The 15,177-nt window shown below is 69.9% G+C and carries 14 protein-coding genes; 7 read left to right on the top strand and 7 right to left on the bottom strand.

Features of this window, described 5'->3' with window-relative positions; genetic code table 11:
- Positions 1–191: 191 nt before the first annotated feature.
- On the top strand, positions 192–899 hold the full coding sequence (locus BpN12_RS05100) for a hypothetical protein (protein ID WP_246794209.1): 708 nt from the start codon (positions 192–194) through the stop codon (positions 897–899).
- 13 nt (positions 900–912) lie between these two features.
- Here BpN12_RS05100 and BpN12_RS05105 read toward each other — a convergent pair whose 3' ends face one another.
- Positions 913–2,034 (bottom strand): hypothetical protein, encoded by a 1,122-nt coding sequence (locus tag BpN12_RS05105; protein ID WP_246794210.1) that lies wholly within the window; start codon positions 2,032–2,034, stop codon positions 913–915.
- Between the two features lie 246 nt (positions 2,035–2,280).
- A complete protein-coding gene (locus BpN12_RS05110) occupies positions 2,281–3,774 on the bottom strand; it encodes a hypothetical protein (protein ID WP_246794749.1) in 1,494 nt (497 codons plus the stop codon).
- Between BpN12_RS05110 and BpN12_RS05115 the strand changes: the two genes are divergently transcribed.
- The 5 genes from BpN12_RS05115 (at position 3,720) to BpN12_RS05135 (ending at position 8,631) form a co-directional block, all read left to right on the top strand.
- On the top strand, positions 3,720–4,511 hold the full coding sequence (locus tag BpN12_RS05115) for a DUF4118 domain-containing protein (protein WP_246794211.1): 792 nt from the start codon (positions 3,720–3,722) through the stop codon (positions 4,509–4,511). The two genes, BpN12_RS05110 and BpN12_RS05115, sit on opposite strands and share 55 nt — an antisense overlap.
- A gap of 1 nt (position 4,512) precedes the next feature.
- Entirely contained in the window at positions 4,513–5,451 is a 939-nt protein-coding gene (locus BpN12_RS05120; protein ID WP_246794212.1) for an alpha/beta hydrolase, read from the top strand.
- Complete coding sequence (locus BpN12_RS05125) at positions 5,452–6,258, top strand: MipA/OmpV family protein (protein WP_246794213.1); 807 nt, start codon at positions 5,452–5,454, stop codon at positions 6,256–6,258.
- Between the two features lie 165 nt (positions 6,259–6,423).
- Positions 6,424–7,185 carry a 2-keto-4-pentenoate hydratase gene (locus BpN12_RS05130; protein WP_246794214.1) on the top strand — a complete coding sequence of 254 codons (762 nt, stop codon included), beginning with the start codon at positions 6,424–6,426 and terminating at the stop codon, positions 7,183–7,185.
- A 420-nt stretch (positions 7,186–7,605) separates the two neighbouring features.
- Complete coding sequence (locus tag BpN12_RS05135) at positions 7,606–8,631, top strand: sulfonate ABC transporter substrate-binding protein (protein WP_425306301.1); 1,026 nt, start codon at positions 7,606–7,608, stop codon at positions 8,629–8,631.
- Between the two features lie 291 nt (positions 8,632–8,922).
- Here BpN12_RS05135 and BpN12_RS05140 read toward each other — a convergent pair whose 3' ends face one another.
- Complete coding sequence (locus BpN12_RS05140) at positions 8,923–9,915, bottom strand: aliphatic sulfonate ABC transporter substrate-binding protein (protein ID WP_246794216.1); 993 nt, start codon at positions 9,913–9,915, stop codon at positions 8,923–8,925.
- Positions 9,916–10,054: 139 nt separating this feature from the next.
- A complete protein-coding gene (locus BpN12_RS05145) occupies positions 10,055–10,612 on the bottom strand; it encodes a flavin reductase family protein (protein WP_246794217.1) in 558 nt (185 codons plus the stop codon).
- Between the two features lie 269 nt (positions 10,613–10,881).
- Between BpN12_RS05145 and BpN12_RS05150 the strand changes: the two genes are divergently transcribed.
- Positions 10,882–11,757: a helix-turn-helix transcriptional regulator gene (locus BpN12_RS05150; RefSeq protein ID WP_246794218.1), complete on the top strand. Its 876-nt coding sequence runs from the start codon at positions 10,882–10,884 to the stop codon at positions 11,755–11,757.
- Between the two features lie 28 nt (positions 11,758–11,785).
- On the opposite strand, the gene BpN12_RS05155 is transcribed toward BpN12_RS05150, so the two are convergent.
- The 3 genes from BpN12_RS05155 to panE all read right to left on the bottom strand — a co-directional run bounded on the left by BpN12_RS05155 (position 11,786) and on the right by panE (position 15,078).
- Positions 11,786–12,235, bottom strand: a complete 450-nt coding sequence (locus BpN12_RS05155) for a DUF2000 domain-containing protein (protein WP_246794219.1) — start codon at positions 12,233–12,235, stop codon at positions 11,786–11,788.
- A gap of 139 nt (positions 12,236–12,374) precedes the next feature.
- On the bottom strand, positions 12,375–13,724 hold the full coding sequence (locus BpN12_RS05160) for an Nramp family divalent metal transporter (protein ID WP_246794220.1): 1,350 nt from the start codon (positions 13,722–13,724) through the stop codon (positions 12,375–12,377).
- A 418-nt stretch (positions 13,725–14,142) separates the two neighbouring features.
- A complete protein-coding gene (panE, locus tag BpN12_RS05165; protein WP_246794221.1) occupies positions 14,143–15,078 on the bottom strand; it encodes a 2-dehydropantoate 2-reductase in 936 nt (311 codons plus the stop codon).
- Positions 15,079–15,177: the final 99 nt, after the last annotated feature.

Here is a 15,177-nt window from a genome sequence, read left to right on the forward strand (position 1 = left end):
GGGCCGACTTCTGCGATGCTTGGCAAGCCCGACGCTTGTCGGCATGATTCAGGGCCAGTCATCCGCGCCGCCCCCATCGAAGGGCGGCGCCTTCCGAAGGAGCGCAGCGCCACGCTGCAACGATGAAGTCCACGCGCCGTTGGTTCCCTTTCCATGCCGCCCGGCGGGCCGCCTTTCCGGCGCCGGCCGCATTGCGCCGTGCCGCGGCGTGGGGCTCGGCGCTGGCCGCCACCGTCACGCTGGCGGCGGTGCCGACGGCCGCCAGCGCCGGCGCCGATGGCGTGGAACTGGCCGCGGCGCGCTTCCAGGCGCTGCTGGCCTGCGCGCCGGGTGCGCGGGCGCCGGGGCCGGCCGAGCGGGCGGCGTGGCGCGCGGCGGGCGTGTCGTTCACCGGTTATGCGCATGACGGCGGCGTGCAGCTCGACGACCGGCACGACGCGCCGTCCGACGCCTGGGAGGAAATGCGCGTGCGGTTTCCGCGCCCCGTGACGATCGAGGGCAGCCCGGTGACGCTGATCCATCTGGCCAGGCAGCAGAGCGGGGACGCGGCCACCGACACCGACCTCACCGTCTACGCCGAGACGGCGGGCGAGATCGGCGCGTTCGCGGCCGCGCGCCGGCTCGCGCCGCTGCCGTCGGCGGTGCCGGCGGGGCTCGACATCGAGGGCAACGCCGAGGACGGCCACGCGGCCCTGTTCCATGCCGGCTACCTGCGCTGGGCGATGCCGCTGTCGAAGCGTCAGGCCGATGCGCTGAGCGAGCCGGGGAGCCTGTATCTGCCGGGCGCGCACCGGCTGCCGTCGGCCCGCTTCGCCGGCGCGCTGGTGGGCGAGCCGGGGCGCTTCGCGTTCGGCTGCGTGGTGTTCGGGCCGGACGTGACGCCGGTGGACGGGATGTGAGGCGGGGCGGCGCTTACCACTTCGGGATTTCCGGGTTCTTCCCCCGGGCCGCCGACACCGTGTTGATCACCTCGGTGTATTGCGCCTTGACGGCGTCGTCCTGCAGGAACGCGATGATCTTCGCGTTGAAGGCCGGGCGCTCGGTGAACGATTCCATGCCGACGAAATCGACGACGTCCTTGATGTATTCATAGATCGTCTGGCTCGATGCCTCGGGGCTGCGCGACAGGTCCTCGAAATGCTTCGCGTGATGCACGAGCGGGTTCCTGACCTCGGCGTAGAGCGCGTCGTAATCGGTCAACCTGGCTTTGAATCGCCTGGCGTTGCATCGACTGATCGCGGCGGCCATGAAGGTCCGGTGCTTCCATCCGGTCCATTTCGGATCGGGGCCGACGAGGCCGTCGAGCGCGAATACCAGCGACAGGAATTGGGCTTCCGGGGCGATCGCATAAAACGCATATCGGCAGGCCCGGATCGCGGTGAACGACGCATCGATCAGCGGCCCGGCGATCGTGCCGGCCAGCATCTCCACCAGCACCGGCAATTCGGGCGAAAACGGCACGTCGACTTCAGGCCCGAGCCAGTTGTTGTTGGCGGAAATCGGCCGGCTGATTCCCGACAGGATCTGCGGCTTGAAATAGGTGGTGCCGCGCGGCTCCACATGAATGCGATAGACGCCGTCCGCGCATTGTCCGGCCGGATTCGGCGTGGTCTCGATCCGGTTGAAGCGGCTGCAGGTGGTGCGAATCACGTCGAGCGCCTTTTCGGCGTGATTGAGGACGCGATTGATCAGGCGATTTCCCGCATCGATCGATTCCATGGTTTGCAGCAGTTCCCGGTTCGATACCGTGAGTTCGAATTCAACGTATTCCTGATCGAATTCATCGACACGCGCCTCGTCGGCGGCGTCATCGCTCGAGCGGCGCGGGAAAAACCGGTAATCGGCGAGGCTGAAAGGCGTTTCGATGAAAATCTTGTCGAGCGGGATCGCAAACGTGCAGGGGATCATGCGATCGCCGTCGAGTTCGGCCAGTTCGGCATTCGTATTCGATCCGGTCTTCAGTGAAATATCGAGCCAGGTAAAGGCGGCGCGGAAATGCATGAGCATGTCCGCTTCGCTGGTGCCGGCCGGCACGGAAAAGCCCACGCCGTCGCCTTCCGGAAAGGCGCTGGCCCAATAGCCGAGTGCCGTCAGTTGCCGGCAGGCGTTTGCGATTTCCGTGGCGAGACCGGCCTGCTCGCCGGTATTCCAGAGCAGATTGCCGTGATAGTTGGCCTTCGGCGGGAGGAGCGAGGCTCGCATGGGTCGTTTTCTCGTTGATTCGGCGGGATGGCCCGCCGGATTGTTTTCGGTTGCCGCTGCCGGTCTGATGATCGGCCGTCAATAAAGCGGATTGGCATTGACCAGATCGACGATGAGGGTTTCCAGCAGCCCGCCGAGCCATTTGATTTCGGTGACCTCCTGGTTGCCGAGGCCGATGATGCGGTCCAGCCGCTCGCCATGGGCTGACTTGTTTCGAACGAAATACATATATTTGATACAGACCAGTGCGGCGATTTCCTGGTCGTTCACGGTGCCGGTCTTGAGATGGAGGGCGATGTGATCCTCGGTCGCCTTCAACAGGCCGGCGCTTTTCAGGAACGCCGCCCGATACGGAAGAATGCCCTCGAATACCTTCATGAGCCGGGCATCCGTATAGCGGCGAATGAAGTCGCTGAACGCCTTTGCTTTCGCCGCGCTCTCGAAATCATTCAGGATCAGCGCGCGCCATCGCAATTTTTCCCGCAGCGCCGTGGCATCGAGCGTCTTCAATCGGGCGGCCACCGATTGCGAGGCGGCCGGGTGCTGCAGAAGGAACTGCCTCAGAACGACGTGGCAGTCATGATCCTTGGTCTTGCCGGCAACGAGACGATAGAGCGCGTTGTACGATTTCCATAGCGAATCGAATCGATCGAACGGATCCTGTTTGGTTTTGGCACGAATCAGATGCGAGATCGTCTTGAGCAGCGCCGAGCTTTTTGCCGATTCTTCGAACAGAACCTGGAGTGCCGCGGCGTCGAACGCAGTAGGAAACCGGCCTTGCAAAGAGGCGGGCTGTTTGAGATCCGCCGATCCGATGGTCAGGTGCCGGGAGACCTTGCTGTTGCGCACGGCGTTGATCGTGATTGCCTTGATCACCGGAATGGTCTGCGTGATGCAGATATAGAACGTGATGCACTTGGCGATCTGGCCGTAAAGGCCGCTTTGATAATTGGAGAATATGCCGCCCAGTTCGATCAAGGACGCGCGCTGGCATTCGAGCTTGATGTGATCGACGTGGATGATGACCTGATCGGTTCGACCGGCGCTGCCTGCATATTCGGCCGTGCCTCGGTAAAGCTCGTTTTGGGAACTGGCGCCGTCAATCGCGATGTGGACGATGTACTGGTATTTTCCCGTCATGATGTCTGGTCTTTGTTTGTCTTTTGGCAGATCGCACGGTAGTGCGATATAACGCGCCGCCGTCCGGCCCCGGATTGGATTCGTGAATCTACTGGAAATGGCGACGAGGCACCAGAGACCGTAGCCGACGGCGCCGCATGCATGCGGCCAAGGCGGCTTCGATACCCGGCCGGCTCGCCCGCGCTGCCCGGGCTTGCCGGCAGGCCCGGCGGCGTCGCCGTCGGACCGCCGCGCCACGCGGTGTCCCGGCCGCGCGGCGGGAGCCGCCGTTGCCAGCCGGCATCGCGCCGCCCCAAGTTGCAAAACATCGTGTCGCGCTCGCCACGCCGCGTTCGAAACTCGGTACCATTCACCGTTTTTTGAAATATCCGGTAAACATGAGAGTTCGAAATGCGAGCCTTTGGGCACCGGCGGGCATGCGGCGCTGGGCATACGCGGCCGGCGCGCTGGCGCTCGCGATCGCCGTGCGGCTCGCGTTGCATCCGTTGCTCGGCCCGATCATGCCCGGCACCGCGTTCGCGATCGCGGCGGTGCTGGTCGAATACTATCTGGGGCTCGCGCCGGCCCTGGTGGTGATGTTTACCGGCCTGCCGATCGCCGACTTCCTGTTCGTGCCGCCTTACGCCTCGCTCGACGAGTTCCTGACGATCGATCGCGGCGACATCGTCCTGCTGGTCTCGTATCCGCTCGTCACGCTGCTCGTGATCACGCTGGTGGAGCGGCTGCGCCGCGCCCAGTTTCACGCGCAGCTGGTCACCTCGGTCGCGCAGTCGCGCTACGAGATGCTGCTGCGTCAGGACAACGACCGCCTGCTCGCGCGCCGCGCCGTCGACGAAACGCATCGTCTCTTGCGCCACCTCGCCCAGCACCAGTCCCAGCTGATTCTGATCAAGGCGCTCGAACGCGACGCGGCGCAGCGCGCGCAGGTCGGCCAGAGCGTGGACGCGCCGCTGCCGTTCGGCGGCGAGGTCGCGCCCGGCCCGCGCTACGCGCAGGTCCATCCCGACGACATCCAGCGCCTCGCGCACGCGCTGTCGGCGGGCAGCCAGCGCGTGCGTGCGCGCGCGGACGACAGTGGCGGCGAGTTCCGCCTCACGCAGTGCCAATGCGATCGATTCACCACGCACGCGGGCGATTTCCTCGTGCTGCGCGCGGAGGAGCAAGGCTGAGATGGCAACCCTCGACATCACGACCGCCGCCGCCGCGAGCCGCCCGGCCCGCGCCTCGGCCGCCGCGCCGATCTTCGGCGAAGGCGACGGCCACGCCGTGCTGCTGCTGCACGGCCTGTCCAGTTCGCCGCTCGAACTGCGCTATCTGGCGCGCTACCTGCACGAGGAAGGCTTCACGGTCTGCGCGCCGGTGCTCGACGGCTACAGCGCGGGCACGTCCGAGCAGCCGATGGAGCGCTGGATCGAGGGCGCGGTGCGCGAGTTCGATGCGCTCGCGGCGCGCTACGAGCGCGTCTCGGTGTGCGGGCTGTCGATCGGCGGCGCGCTCGCGCTGCGGCTGATCCAGCAGCGCCCGCGCGCGCAGGCGCTGGCGCTGCTGTCGCTGACGCTGACCTACAACGGCTGGGCGATCCCGTGGTATCGCTTCATCCTCGACCTGGCCTACTACACGCCGTTGCGGCACCGCTATCGCTACCGCGAGGCCGAGCCGTTCGGCCTGCGCAACGAGGCACTGCGCGCCAAGATCGCGCGCGCGATGGAGCGCGACGCGTTCAGCGAGGTCGGCCCGTCCGAAATCTCGCTGCCGGCGCTGCATCAGGCCAACCGGCTCGCGCGCCTGGCGCGCCAGGGGCTCGACCGGATCGAGAACGACACGCTCGTGATCCACGCGATCGACGACGAGACCTCGAGCCCGCGCAACCCGAATTTCGTCATCGAGCGGATTGGCGCGAGCTTCCTGCGCACCATCTGGCTCGACGATTCCTATCACATGATCACCTCGGACAACGAACGGGAAATCGTCGCGCGAGAGACCGCGCTGTTCCTCCGCGAAAGCGAGATCACGCACGGCGCCGACAGCGGGGCGAACCCGCCCGTGGTGTCGAAGGCGCTCGCGCGGCGGCTGCGCCAGCTCGCGGCGGTGGCCCGCAAAAGCAAATAAATGAAGCCCATGTTTCTCCGGAAGACGGCGGCGCCGCTCGCCGCGATGCTGCTTGCCTCGGCCGCGCAAGCCGATACGGGCGGCGCGGCGGACGGCAGCGCCGGTGCCGGCAGCGCCGCGTCGCCGTGGAAGATCACGGTCGGGCCCGGCATCTACGTCGCCCCGCAGTATCCGGGTTCGCGGCACCTGAAGGCCTATCCGTTCCCGGCGCTCGACATCTCCTACCGCGACACGTTCTTCTCGCAGGGCCCGGACGTACTCGGCTGGAACGTGCTCGGCAACGACACCTACCACCTCGGCGCGGCGATCAGCTTCGATTTCCAGTCGCGCGACGCGAACGACGACAGCCGGCTGCGCGGCCTGCCCGACGTCCACGACGGCCCGAAGCTGAAGCTGTTCGCCGACTACACGGTATGGGCGTTCACCGGGGCGCTGGCCGTCTATCGCGACGTGGTCGGCTACGGGCAGGGCACCACGGCCAGCGCCGATCTGTACGCCTCGCTGCCGCTGAAGGGCTGGCTGTTCTCGGTCGGTCCGGGCCTGACCTGGGCCAACGGCGCCTACACGCGCACGCTGTTCGGCATCTCGCCGTCGGAGAGCGCCGCCTCGGGGCTGCCGCAATACGGCACCGGCGCCGGCATCCGCGACATCCACCTGAACTTCTACATGACGCACGACTTCTCGCGGCACTGGGTCGGCACCGTCAACTCGACGCTCGGGCGGCTGCAGCGCTTCGCGGCGAACAGCCCGGTCACGGAGCGCCGCACCGAGTGGACGACGTTCGCGTCGCTCGGCTACCGGTTCTGAGGTCCGGGTGCCGGGTTCTGATCCGACGCGTGGGCGGGCCCGCTCGCGAACGGGCGCGCGCGGCGATTCGCCGGTAGCATGTGGCACTGGCGGCAGCGGGCAGGGCGCCCGCGCCGCTCGCCGCTCCGGCCTGATGCGCCCTCGACTCCCGATCCACTGAACGCGATGAACGAATCCCTTTCCCTTGGCCGTCTGCTCGCGCAGGCCTTCACGAGCCACACGCAGATCGACACGCTGCCCGACGCCGTCCTGCCGCGCGACGCGGGCGCGGCCTACGACGCGCAGCACGAGATCGTCGCGGCGCTCGACGACACGATCGGCGGCTGGAAGGTCGGCGCGAAGACGCCCGACGGCCCGCGCCAGGGCGCGCCGCTGCCGAAGCACGGCGTCTCGCTCGACGACACGGGGGTCTACACGGCCGACGCGCGCCGGCCGTTCGGGCTCGAACTCGAGTTCGCGTTCCGCTTCGGCCGCCGCTTCGAGCCGACCGATCGCGCCTATCCGGACGCCGAGGTCGAGGCGGCGATCGCCGAGGTCGGCGCCACCATCGAGGTGGTGGCGAGCCGCTTCGCCGGGTTTCCGGCCGTCGATCGCCTGCTGCAGCTGGCCGACCTGCAGAACCACGGCGCGCTCGCGGCCGGCGAGTTCGTGCCGTATCGCGCCGACCTGCCGTTCGTCACGCCCGAACTGTCGTTCACGTTCAACGGCCAGCCGCTGTTCTCGGGCACCCCGGCGAACCCGGCCGGCGATCCGCGCCGGCTGCTGAGCTGGCTCGTCAACCACGCCACGGTGGAACGCGGCATCGCGATCACGCCCGATCAGCTCGTCACCTGCGGCAGCTACGTCGGCCTCGTGAACGTGGCGGGCAGCGGCGTGGCCGTCGGGCAGATCGGCGGCCTGCCGCCGGTGACGCTGACGGTGGCCTGAAGGCGGCCTGAGGCGGCCTGCGCCGCCGCGGGCATCGGCTCCGGGCGGCGGCGCATGTCCTGCCGGATCGTTTATTTCATCGACTCTCCGGATTCCTCCCGCGCGCGGCCGGCTTCGCGGTTCGCGCGCGCCCGCTTCCGTCTCGATCTTCGTCCCGATCTCCTCCACGACATGACGCGCGCCGCCGCCGCCGTCATGCCGAATCGCGTCGAGTCGCGCCGAGTCGCGTCGTGCCGATAAGCATTGCAGCAATCGGGATTTGGCCCGCGCGCGGGTTTGATTACCATCGGCGCTCCGGGCGGACGATCGCGATCGTCCGCCGGCGTCCGTGACCGGTCGAGCGGCACGGCACGGACGTTCCGACGAACCGAACACGGACACCAGGCAACGATGCGACGCGGGCTCCCGACTTCCACCATGATTTCCACGACCGACGAACCGCGCGCCGCGGCCGACGGCACCACCCGGCGCGGCTGGCTGAAGGCGGCGGGTGCCGCCGCGACGCTCGCGCTTGCGCGGCCGGCGGGGCTCGCCGGGTTCGGCGCGCTGGCCGCGAGCGGCACCGCGTTCGCAGCCGGCGATGCCGCCACGTTGCGGATCGGCTACCAGAAATACGGAAACTTCGTCGTGCTGAAGGCGCGCGGCACGCTGGAGAAGCGGCTCGCGCCGCTTGGCGTGAGCGTGCGCTGGATCGAATTCCCGGGCGGCCCGCAGCTGCTCGAAGGGCTCGCGGCCGGCGCCGTGGACATCGGCACCGTCGGCGAGACGCCGCCGATCTTCGCGCAGGCCGGCAAGGTCGATTTCGTCTACATCGGCGCCGAGCCGCCCGCGCCGAAGGGCGAGGCGATCGTGGTGCCGCACGATTCGCCGATTCGCGGCGTGGCCGGCCTGCGCGGCAAGAAGGTCGCGCTCAATCGCGGCTCCAACGTCCACTACCTGCTGGTGAAGGCGCTGCAGGCGGCGAAGCTCGACTATCGCGACATCGAGCCCGTGTATCTCGCGCCGGCCGACGGGCGCGCCGCGTTCGAGCAGCACGCGATCGACGCCTGGGTGATCTGGGATCCGTATCTGGCGGCGGTCGAGCGCCAGACCGGCGCGCGCACGCTGGCCAATGGCGAGGGGCTGGTCCGCAACACGCAGTATTACCTCGCGAGCCGGCCGTTCGCGACGGCGCGGCCCGAGATCGTGCGCGCGGTGCTGGCCGAGATCGACGCGACCGACGCCTGGGCGCGCGATCACGTACCCGAGGTGGCCGCGCAACTCTCGCCGCTGGTCGGGCTCGACGCGCCGACGCTGGAGCTGGCGCTCGGCCGCGCCACCTATCAGGTGGAGCCGGTCACCGACGCGACCTTCGCCTACCAGCAGCAGATCGCCGACGCGTTCACCGCGCTGAAGCTGATTCCGGGCAGGCTCGACGTGACGCAGGCGCGCTGGACGGCGCGCTGAGGCGCGGGCTGCGGGCGAGTGCCGGCTTCGTTGCGAATGCAACCAGATGACGCCGGCGCCTGGTGCGCAGGCCGGAGATGCTGATGACGCTCTGGCCGCCCATATCGCTTTGCGCGGCACCGGTCGGCTCCACGCGCTTCGCCGCGACGGCGCGTCGAGATGCGCTGCAAATGAAGTGCCGGCTCCGTTGCGAACGCAACCAGATGAAGCCGGTGTGCGACGCGCAGGCCGGATGGTGCCGGCGCCGCGTTATCCGTCGATGCCCGCTCATGCTGTTTCACGCGTCGCCCGTCAAGCGCCGGCCGGCTCCGCGCGTTTCGCCGCGAAATCCCAGCGCAGCGCCTGCCGCGTGTCGACGCGCGCCGGCAGCAGGCCGGCCTTCAGGAACGCATCGGCGATCTGTTGCTGCTCGCCGAAGTGGTCGGTCGTGACGGCGCGCACCGCGTAGCTGCGCCGCGCGTTGGCACGCTCGATGGTGGCCGCGTCGAGGCCCCAGATCGGCGCGAGCAGCGCGGCCGCGTCGGCCGGATGGGCGCGCAGCCACTCGCCCGCGCGCGTCAGTTCGTCGAACAGCACCTGCAGCACCGCCGGATGCGCGGCGGCGTAGTCGCTCGACGCGAGGTAATAGCGCTGGTACGAGGCGAGGCCGGTGCCGTCGGCGAGCACCTTCACGTCGGGGCGACGGTCCACCGAGGCGACGTAGGGATCCCAGGTGATCCACGCCCCCACGCTGCCGCGCTCGAACGCGGCGCGGCCGTCGGCCGGCGTCAGGTAGTGGACCGACACGTCGGCCGGCGCGAGCCCCGCGCGGGCCAGCGCGGCGAGCAGCAGGTAATGGCTGCCGGCCGCCTTGGTGGTGGCGATGTCCTTGCCCTTCAGCGCGGCCAGCGTGTCGATCCCGCCGCCGCGCTTGACGAGGATCGCCTGCGCGGCGGGCGACGGCGCTTCCTGCGCGACGTAGACGAAGCGTGCGTGCGCGGCCTGCGCGAACACCGGTACCGTGTCGGCCACGTCGGCGCTGAAATCGACGGCGCCCACGTTGAGCGCCTCGGTGAGCGGCAGGCCGCTCGCGAACTCGTGCCATTCCACGCGCGTGTGCAGCGGCGCGAGCGCCTGGTCGAGCGTGCCGCGCGCCTTCAGCAGCGTGACCAGCGTCGACGATTTCTGGTAGCCGATCCGCAGCACGCCGGCGGCCGGCTGCTGCGCACGCGCGAGCGGGCCGGCGGCGGACAGCGCCAGTGCCAGCAGGGAACGGGAGAACGCGCGGCGCGACAGTCGGGACATGAGACGGATTCCTGATGATCGGGGAAAGGGAATCCGCTACGTTACCGGGTTCGACTGCTGCGGCGAACCGATCATTTCAGCTATCGATTCGAGCGGCGGGACTATCGCGCGCCGCGCTCGGCGGAGTTCGCCGAGCGGCTCAGATATCGACCTGGAACGACTTCCATCGATGCATGCGCTCGCGCAGGTCGAAGATCTCTCCGTCGGCGGCGAACGTGCCGTCGCCGCGGTGGTGCAGCACGCGGCGCTCGTCGCGCGCGTCGTTGACGCCGGCCGCCACTGCCCGCAGTACGAACAGGTCGTGGCGTTCGGCGAGCGAGTCGTCCTCGACCACGCATTCGAGGTTGTAGAGGCAGTCGGCGAGGCGCGGCGCGCGCACGCGCCGCGACGGCGCGGTGGCGAGCCCGAAGCGTTCGAACTTGTCGAGTTCGGCGCCGCTGCAGTTGCCGATGTCCACCAGCGTGCCGGCCCAGTCGGCGCCCGGCACCGCGATCACGCATTCGCCGGTGTCGCGCAGCGCCGCGTGGCTGTGGTCCCACGGGCCGATGATCGCGCCGATCAGCGGCGGCGCGTGGCGCATCACCATCATGAAGCCCATCGTCATCACGTTCGGACGCTCGCCGTCGTGCGTGACGACCAGCACCACCGGGCCGGATTCGAGCATCCGGTAAGCTTTCGACGGATCGGTTTCGCGCATGGCCGGGCCTCCTTGTCGGACGAATGAGGCGAGTCTACGCGCGCGGCGCCGCGCTGGCGTGCCACCAGCGCCACCACGCAGGCCGGCGCCGGCGCCGCTCTCGCTCGTGGAGCGCCGCCACGGCTGGCCGGCGCAGCGCGCCTCGCGCCAGGTCACGGCCGCCGCGAGCATTTCCCGTGCGCCGTGCGAGGGCCAGGCCGCGCCGCGGATCCGCCGCGCGCGATGGTAAATTGACACCGTTGCGATTCCCGCCTCACGGCCGCCCCCGCATGACCGATCGAACCGCCCTCACGCCGCGGCGCGCCGCTCCCCGGACCGAGGTCCGCATCTGGCGCGCGCCCGAGCTGGCCGCCGAGCTGCTGCTCGGCGACTTTCACGATTTCTCCTACGACGTCCATACGCACGACACGGCCTGCTTCGCGCTGATCACCTCGGGCGCGATCCGGATCCGGATGCGCGGCAGCGAGTTCGTCGCGAAGCAGGGCGACCTCTACGCGATCGACGCCGACGAGCCGCACGCGGGCTGGCCCGTGGACCAGGCCGGCTGGCGCCAGCGCACCGTGTACGTGCGCACCGAGCACCTGCGTTCGCTGCTCCCGGACGAGGCCGGCGGCCAGGCGCGCGGCGGCGCGCTGCGCGGGCCGATCATCGACGATGCGCGGCTCAGCGCGCTGCTGCGGCGCGTGCATCAGGATTCGGAGACGCAGGGCGGTGACGTGCTGGCGCGCGAGGAGCATTACCTGCGCTTCGTCGAGCGGCTGTTCGAACGGCACGTCCGCGAGCCGGTCGCGCCGCGCGCGGCGGGTGCCGCGCCGCGTGCCGTGCGCCTCGCGCGCGAGTTTCTCGACCACCGGCTCGACCAGCAGGTGCATCTCGACGAGATCGCGGGCGCGGCGGGGCTGCCGGTGTTCCGGCTGTTTCGCGCGTTCGAGCGCCATCTCGGCATGAGCCCGCATGCCTACCAGCGGCAGGCGCGGGTGCGCTCGGCGATCGCGTTGATCCGGCTCGGGCGGCCGCTGAGCGAGGTCGCGGCCACTGCCGGCTTCGCCGATCAGGCGCATCTGACGCGTTCGTTCCGGCGCATGATGGGCGTCACGCCGGGCGTGTTCCGCGACGCGGCGCTCGGGCGGGCGCCGCGCGGCTGAGCGCCGGCGTGCCGGCGTCAGCCTTCCTTTACTTGAGCAAACCGAGATTCGCGACCAGCTTGCCGATCGCCTTGCGCGCGCCCACCAGCGCGATGCCGACGTAGCGCAGATCGGCCGTCGCGACCTCGGCAACGGCGGCGCCAAACGCCGCGTAGTCGGTGGTCTGCTGGCCCTGCACGGGAAAATCGACGACGTCGCAGCCGGCCGCGGCGGCCTTGTCGCGGATCGTGCTCAACGTACCGGCCTCGGCCGCCAGCACCGTGATGCCGATCGGGATCAGCCCCGGATGCACGAGGCCCGAGGCGTCGACGAGCGGCGCGCCGACCAGCGCCGGCTGACGCTGCCCGACGGTCAGCGCGAGCACGGCGGCGGCGTTGGCCGCGCGGCCCGGCGGCAGCTGACTGTCGACGACGATCACGCAGCGTTCCGCCACCGGGGCGGGTCGGGCCGCGGCGAGCGGGGAAACTTCCTGGGTCATGCCTGGGTCCTCCGGAACCGTCTGAAGAGGACGCCATTATTCGGCGCGCCGCGCCGCAGGTATTGAACGCCATTGCAGCGTCCATGCCATCGCCCGCCGGGCAGGCCGGGGCGGAAGCAGGCGATGGAAAACGCCGGGCTCAGGCGGCCCAGAGCTGCCAGAGCAGCGCGACGTTGAGCACGAGGATCAATGCCGTGCAGGCCCAGGTCGCCATGTGGACCCAGCCGCGTATCCGCCAGCGGCCCATCAGTTCAGGGTCGGCCGCGAAGCGCACCAGCGGGATCACGGCCAGCGGCAGCTGCAGGCTCAGCACGACCTGGCTCGCCACCAGCAGTTGCGCGGAACCGTGATTGCCGAACGCGGCCACGGCCACCAGCGCCGGGCCGATCGCGAGCGCGCGCGTGAGGATCGCGCGCCGCGTGGGCGAGATGCGCAGCTTCAGGAAGCCTTCCATCACGATCTGCCCGGCGAGCGTGCCGGTCACGGTGGAGTTGAGCCCGCAGGCGAGCAGCGCGGCGGCGAACAGCAGGCTCGCCCAGTTGCTGCCGACCAGCGGCGCGAGCAGCCGGTGCGCGTCGGCCAGATCGTCCACGCTGGTATGGCCGCTCGCATGGAACACGGCCGCGGCCACGATCAGCAGCGCCGCGTTGACGATGAACGCGAAACCGAGCGAGCCGAACGTGTCGAAGCCGACGCCGCGCATCGTGTCGGCGATCTCGGCGTCGCGCTCGCGGTGCGCGGGGGCGCCATCGCGTGCTTCATGGGTGTCGCGCGCGTCACGCCCGTCGCCGGCCGGCGGCGCGTGGCGCTTGACGAGCGCCGAGTGCAGGTAGAGGTTGTGCGGCATCACCGTGGCGCCGACGATGCCGGCCGCGAGCCAGACCATGCCGGCGTTGCGGACCAGCTCGGTGGACGGCATGAAGCCGCCGAGCGCGGCGGCCCAGTCGGGCCGCGCGAGCGCGACTTCGGCCACGAAGCACAGCGCGACGAACAGGATCAGCGCGGCGACGCAGGCTTCGAGCGTGCGGTGGCCGCGCCGCTGCAGCGCGAGCATCGCGAACGTGCCGACCGCCGAGATCAGCACGCCGGCCAGCAGCGGCACGTGCAGCAGCATCTGCAAGGCCACCGCGCAGCCCACCACCTCGGCCACGTCGCAGGCGATGATGGCGGCCTCGGTGGCGAGCCAGAGCGCGAGCGTGGCGCGCGGCGAGAGCCGTTCGCGGCACAGCTCGGCCAGATCGCGCCCGGTCACCACGCCGACCCGCGCGGCCACCCATTGCAGCAGCACGGCGATCACGCTCGCCAGCGCGACCACGCCGAGCAGCCGGTAGCCGAACTGGGCACCGCCCGCCAGCGCGGTGGCCCAGTTGCCCGGATCCATGTAGCCGACCGCGACCAGCGCGCCGGCCCCAGCGTAGCGGGTCCATGGCGTGGGCGGGCGAAGGGGGCGCACAGGCGAAGGCAGGGAGGGCATTGTCGGGTCGGGCATCGGTCGGGGTCCGGCTGCAATCGGAAGAATAGCGGCACGCCGCGGTGGCGTTCACGAATGATAATTATTCTCATTCGTATCTGACAATGAAAAATATCGATTTTCTCGATAGCGGCGCCGGGATCGGGAATGGGGAGCGATCGCCGAGGCGCGCCGGGAGCGGGTGGGGCGGTGGGGGCAGCGATGCCGGGCGGCGGCCGGACGGGGAGGATCGCGGCGGGTGCCGGGAACCCCGGCGCAAGGCTCGAGCCTGCCGGGGAACGTCCCTCGTCATGAAAATCGAAGGAACGCGCGGGTGGGAGGGGGCGGGGAAGGCGGCTTCGTATGCTTCGCGCGGGCGGCGCGAAGCGGGTCAGCGGGGCGGGCGCCGAGGCGGGCGGTGCCGGGCGGCCCGGATGCGCCCGCCCGCCTGGTCGCGTCAGGCTTGCGCGCGCCGCGCCTCGTAGGCGCAGAGGTTCGCGTAGGCCACGCGCAGCAGCGACAGCGTGGTGGCGTCGTGCTGTTCGAGCCCGCCGCGCGAGATCAGGTCGCCCACCACGTGCGCGGCCTCGATCGGCGCGCCGTTGAGCATGTCGCGCAGCATCGAGGCCGTCATCGGCGAACCGGGCGCGTAGAGCATCGCGGTGGCGCGCTCGATGGTGGCCGCGCCGGCCGCGAAGCCGTTGTGACGCGCGATCGACAGACATTCGTCGAAGATCGAGCCGATCAGCCGCTTGCCGTCCGGCGCGGCGAGGATCTCGCCGAGCGAGGCACGGCACAGCGTGGTGCTGCAGGCGAGCGTGGCGAGGAACACCCACTTGTCCCACATCCGCTGGCGGATCGCCTCGTCGGCCTGCACCTCGAAGCCGGCGCCCGACAGCTCGCCGAGGATGGCCGTCACGCGTGCGTCGGGGCCGCCCGCGAGCGGGCCGAACGTGATCGAGTGCAGCTCGTTCAGGTGTGCGATCTCGTGGCGTTCGTTCAGCGTGGCCGCGATCACGCACTGGCCGCCCAGCACGCGCGCCTCGCCGAACTGCCGGGTCAGCACGTCGATGTGGCGCATGCCGTTCAGCAGCGGCAGGATCCGCGTGTCCGGGCCGACCGCCGGCGCGAACGAGGCGATCGCGCCGTCGAGGCTGTAGGCCTTGCAGCTCAGCACGATCAGGTCGTAGTGGCCGTCGATCGCGGCGGCGTCCACGGTCTTCACGTCGGCCAGCGTCAGGTCGCCATGCGGGCTGCGGATCACCAGCCCGTCGGCATGCAGTTGCGCGGCGCGGGCGGGGCGCACCAGAAACGAGACGTCGCGGCCCGCGTTCGCGAGCCGCCCGCCGAAATACCCGCCGACGGCGCCGGCGCCTACTATCAGAATTCGCATCGTCACTCCAGGGTGGATCGGTGGCGCCGGGCAGGGCCGGCACCATCGCGGATTGTCTCAGACCCGGCCGGCTCGTGCCGCGAGCTTGGGTGGGCACGA

It is taken from the genome of Burkholderia perseverans, assembly GCF_022870505.1.
Lineage (GTDB): Bacteria > Pseudomonadota > Gammaproteobacteria > Burkholderiales > Burkholderiaceae > Burkholderia > Burkholderia plantarii.

Excerpts from the sequence above, each read along its gene's own strand:
- BpN12_RS05115 (WP_246794211.1), top strand. The coding sequence starts at position 3,720 with ATGAGAGTTCGAAATGCGAGCCTTTGGGCACCGGCGGGCATGCGGCGC.
- BpN12_RS05110 (WP_246794749.1), bottom strand. The coding sequence starts at position 3,774 with ATGCCCAGCGCCGCATGCCCGCCGGTGCCCAAAGGCTCGCATTTCGAA.
- BpN12_RS05120 (WP_246794212.1), top strand. The coding sequence starts at position 4,513 with ATGGCAACCCTCGACATCACGACCGCCGCCGCCGCGAGCCGCCCGGCC.
- BpN12_RS05125 (WP_246794213.1), top strand. The coding sequence starts at position 5,452 with ATGAAGCCCATGTTTCTCCGGAAGACGGCGGCGCCGCTCGCCGCGATG.
- BpN12_RS05130 (WP_246794214.1), top strand. The coding sequence starts at position 6,424 with ATGAACGAATCCCTTTCCCTTGGCCGTCTGCTCGCGCAGGCCTTCACG.
- BpN12_RS05140 (WP_246794216.1), bottom strand. The coding sequence starts at position 9,915 with ATGTCCCGACTGTCGCGCCGCGCGTTCTCCCGTTCCCTGCTGGCACTG.
- BpN12_RS05145 (WP_246794217.1), bottom strand. The coding sequence starts at position 10,612 with ATGCGCGAAACCGATCCGTCGAAAGCTTACCGGATGCTCGAATCCGGC.
- BpN12_RS05150 (WP_246794218.1), top strand. The coding sequence starts at position 10,882 with ATGACCGATCGAACCGCCCTCACGCCGCGGCGCGCCGCTCCCCGGACC.
- BpN12_RS05155 (WP_246794219.1), bottom strand. The coding sequence starts at position 12,235 with ATGACCCAGGAAGTTTCCCCGCTCGCCGCGGCCCGACCCGCCCCGGTG.
- BpN12_RS05160 (WP_246794220.1), bottom strand. The coding sequence starts at position 13,724 with ATGCCCGACCCGACAATGCCCTCCCTGCCTTCGCCTGTGCGCCCCCTT.
- panE (WP_246794221.1), bottom strand. The coding sequence starts at position 15,078 with ATGCGAATTCTGATAGTAGGCGCCGGCGCCGTCGGCGGGTATTTCGGC.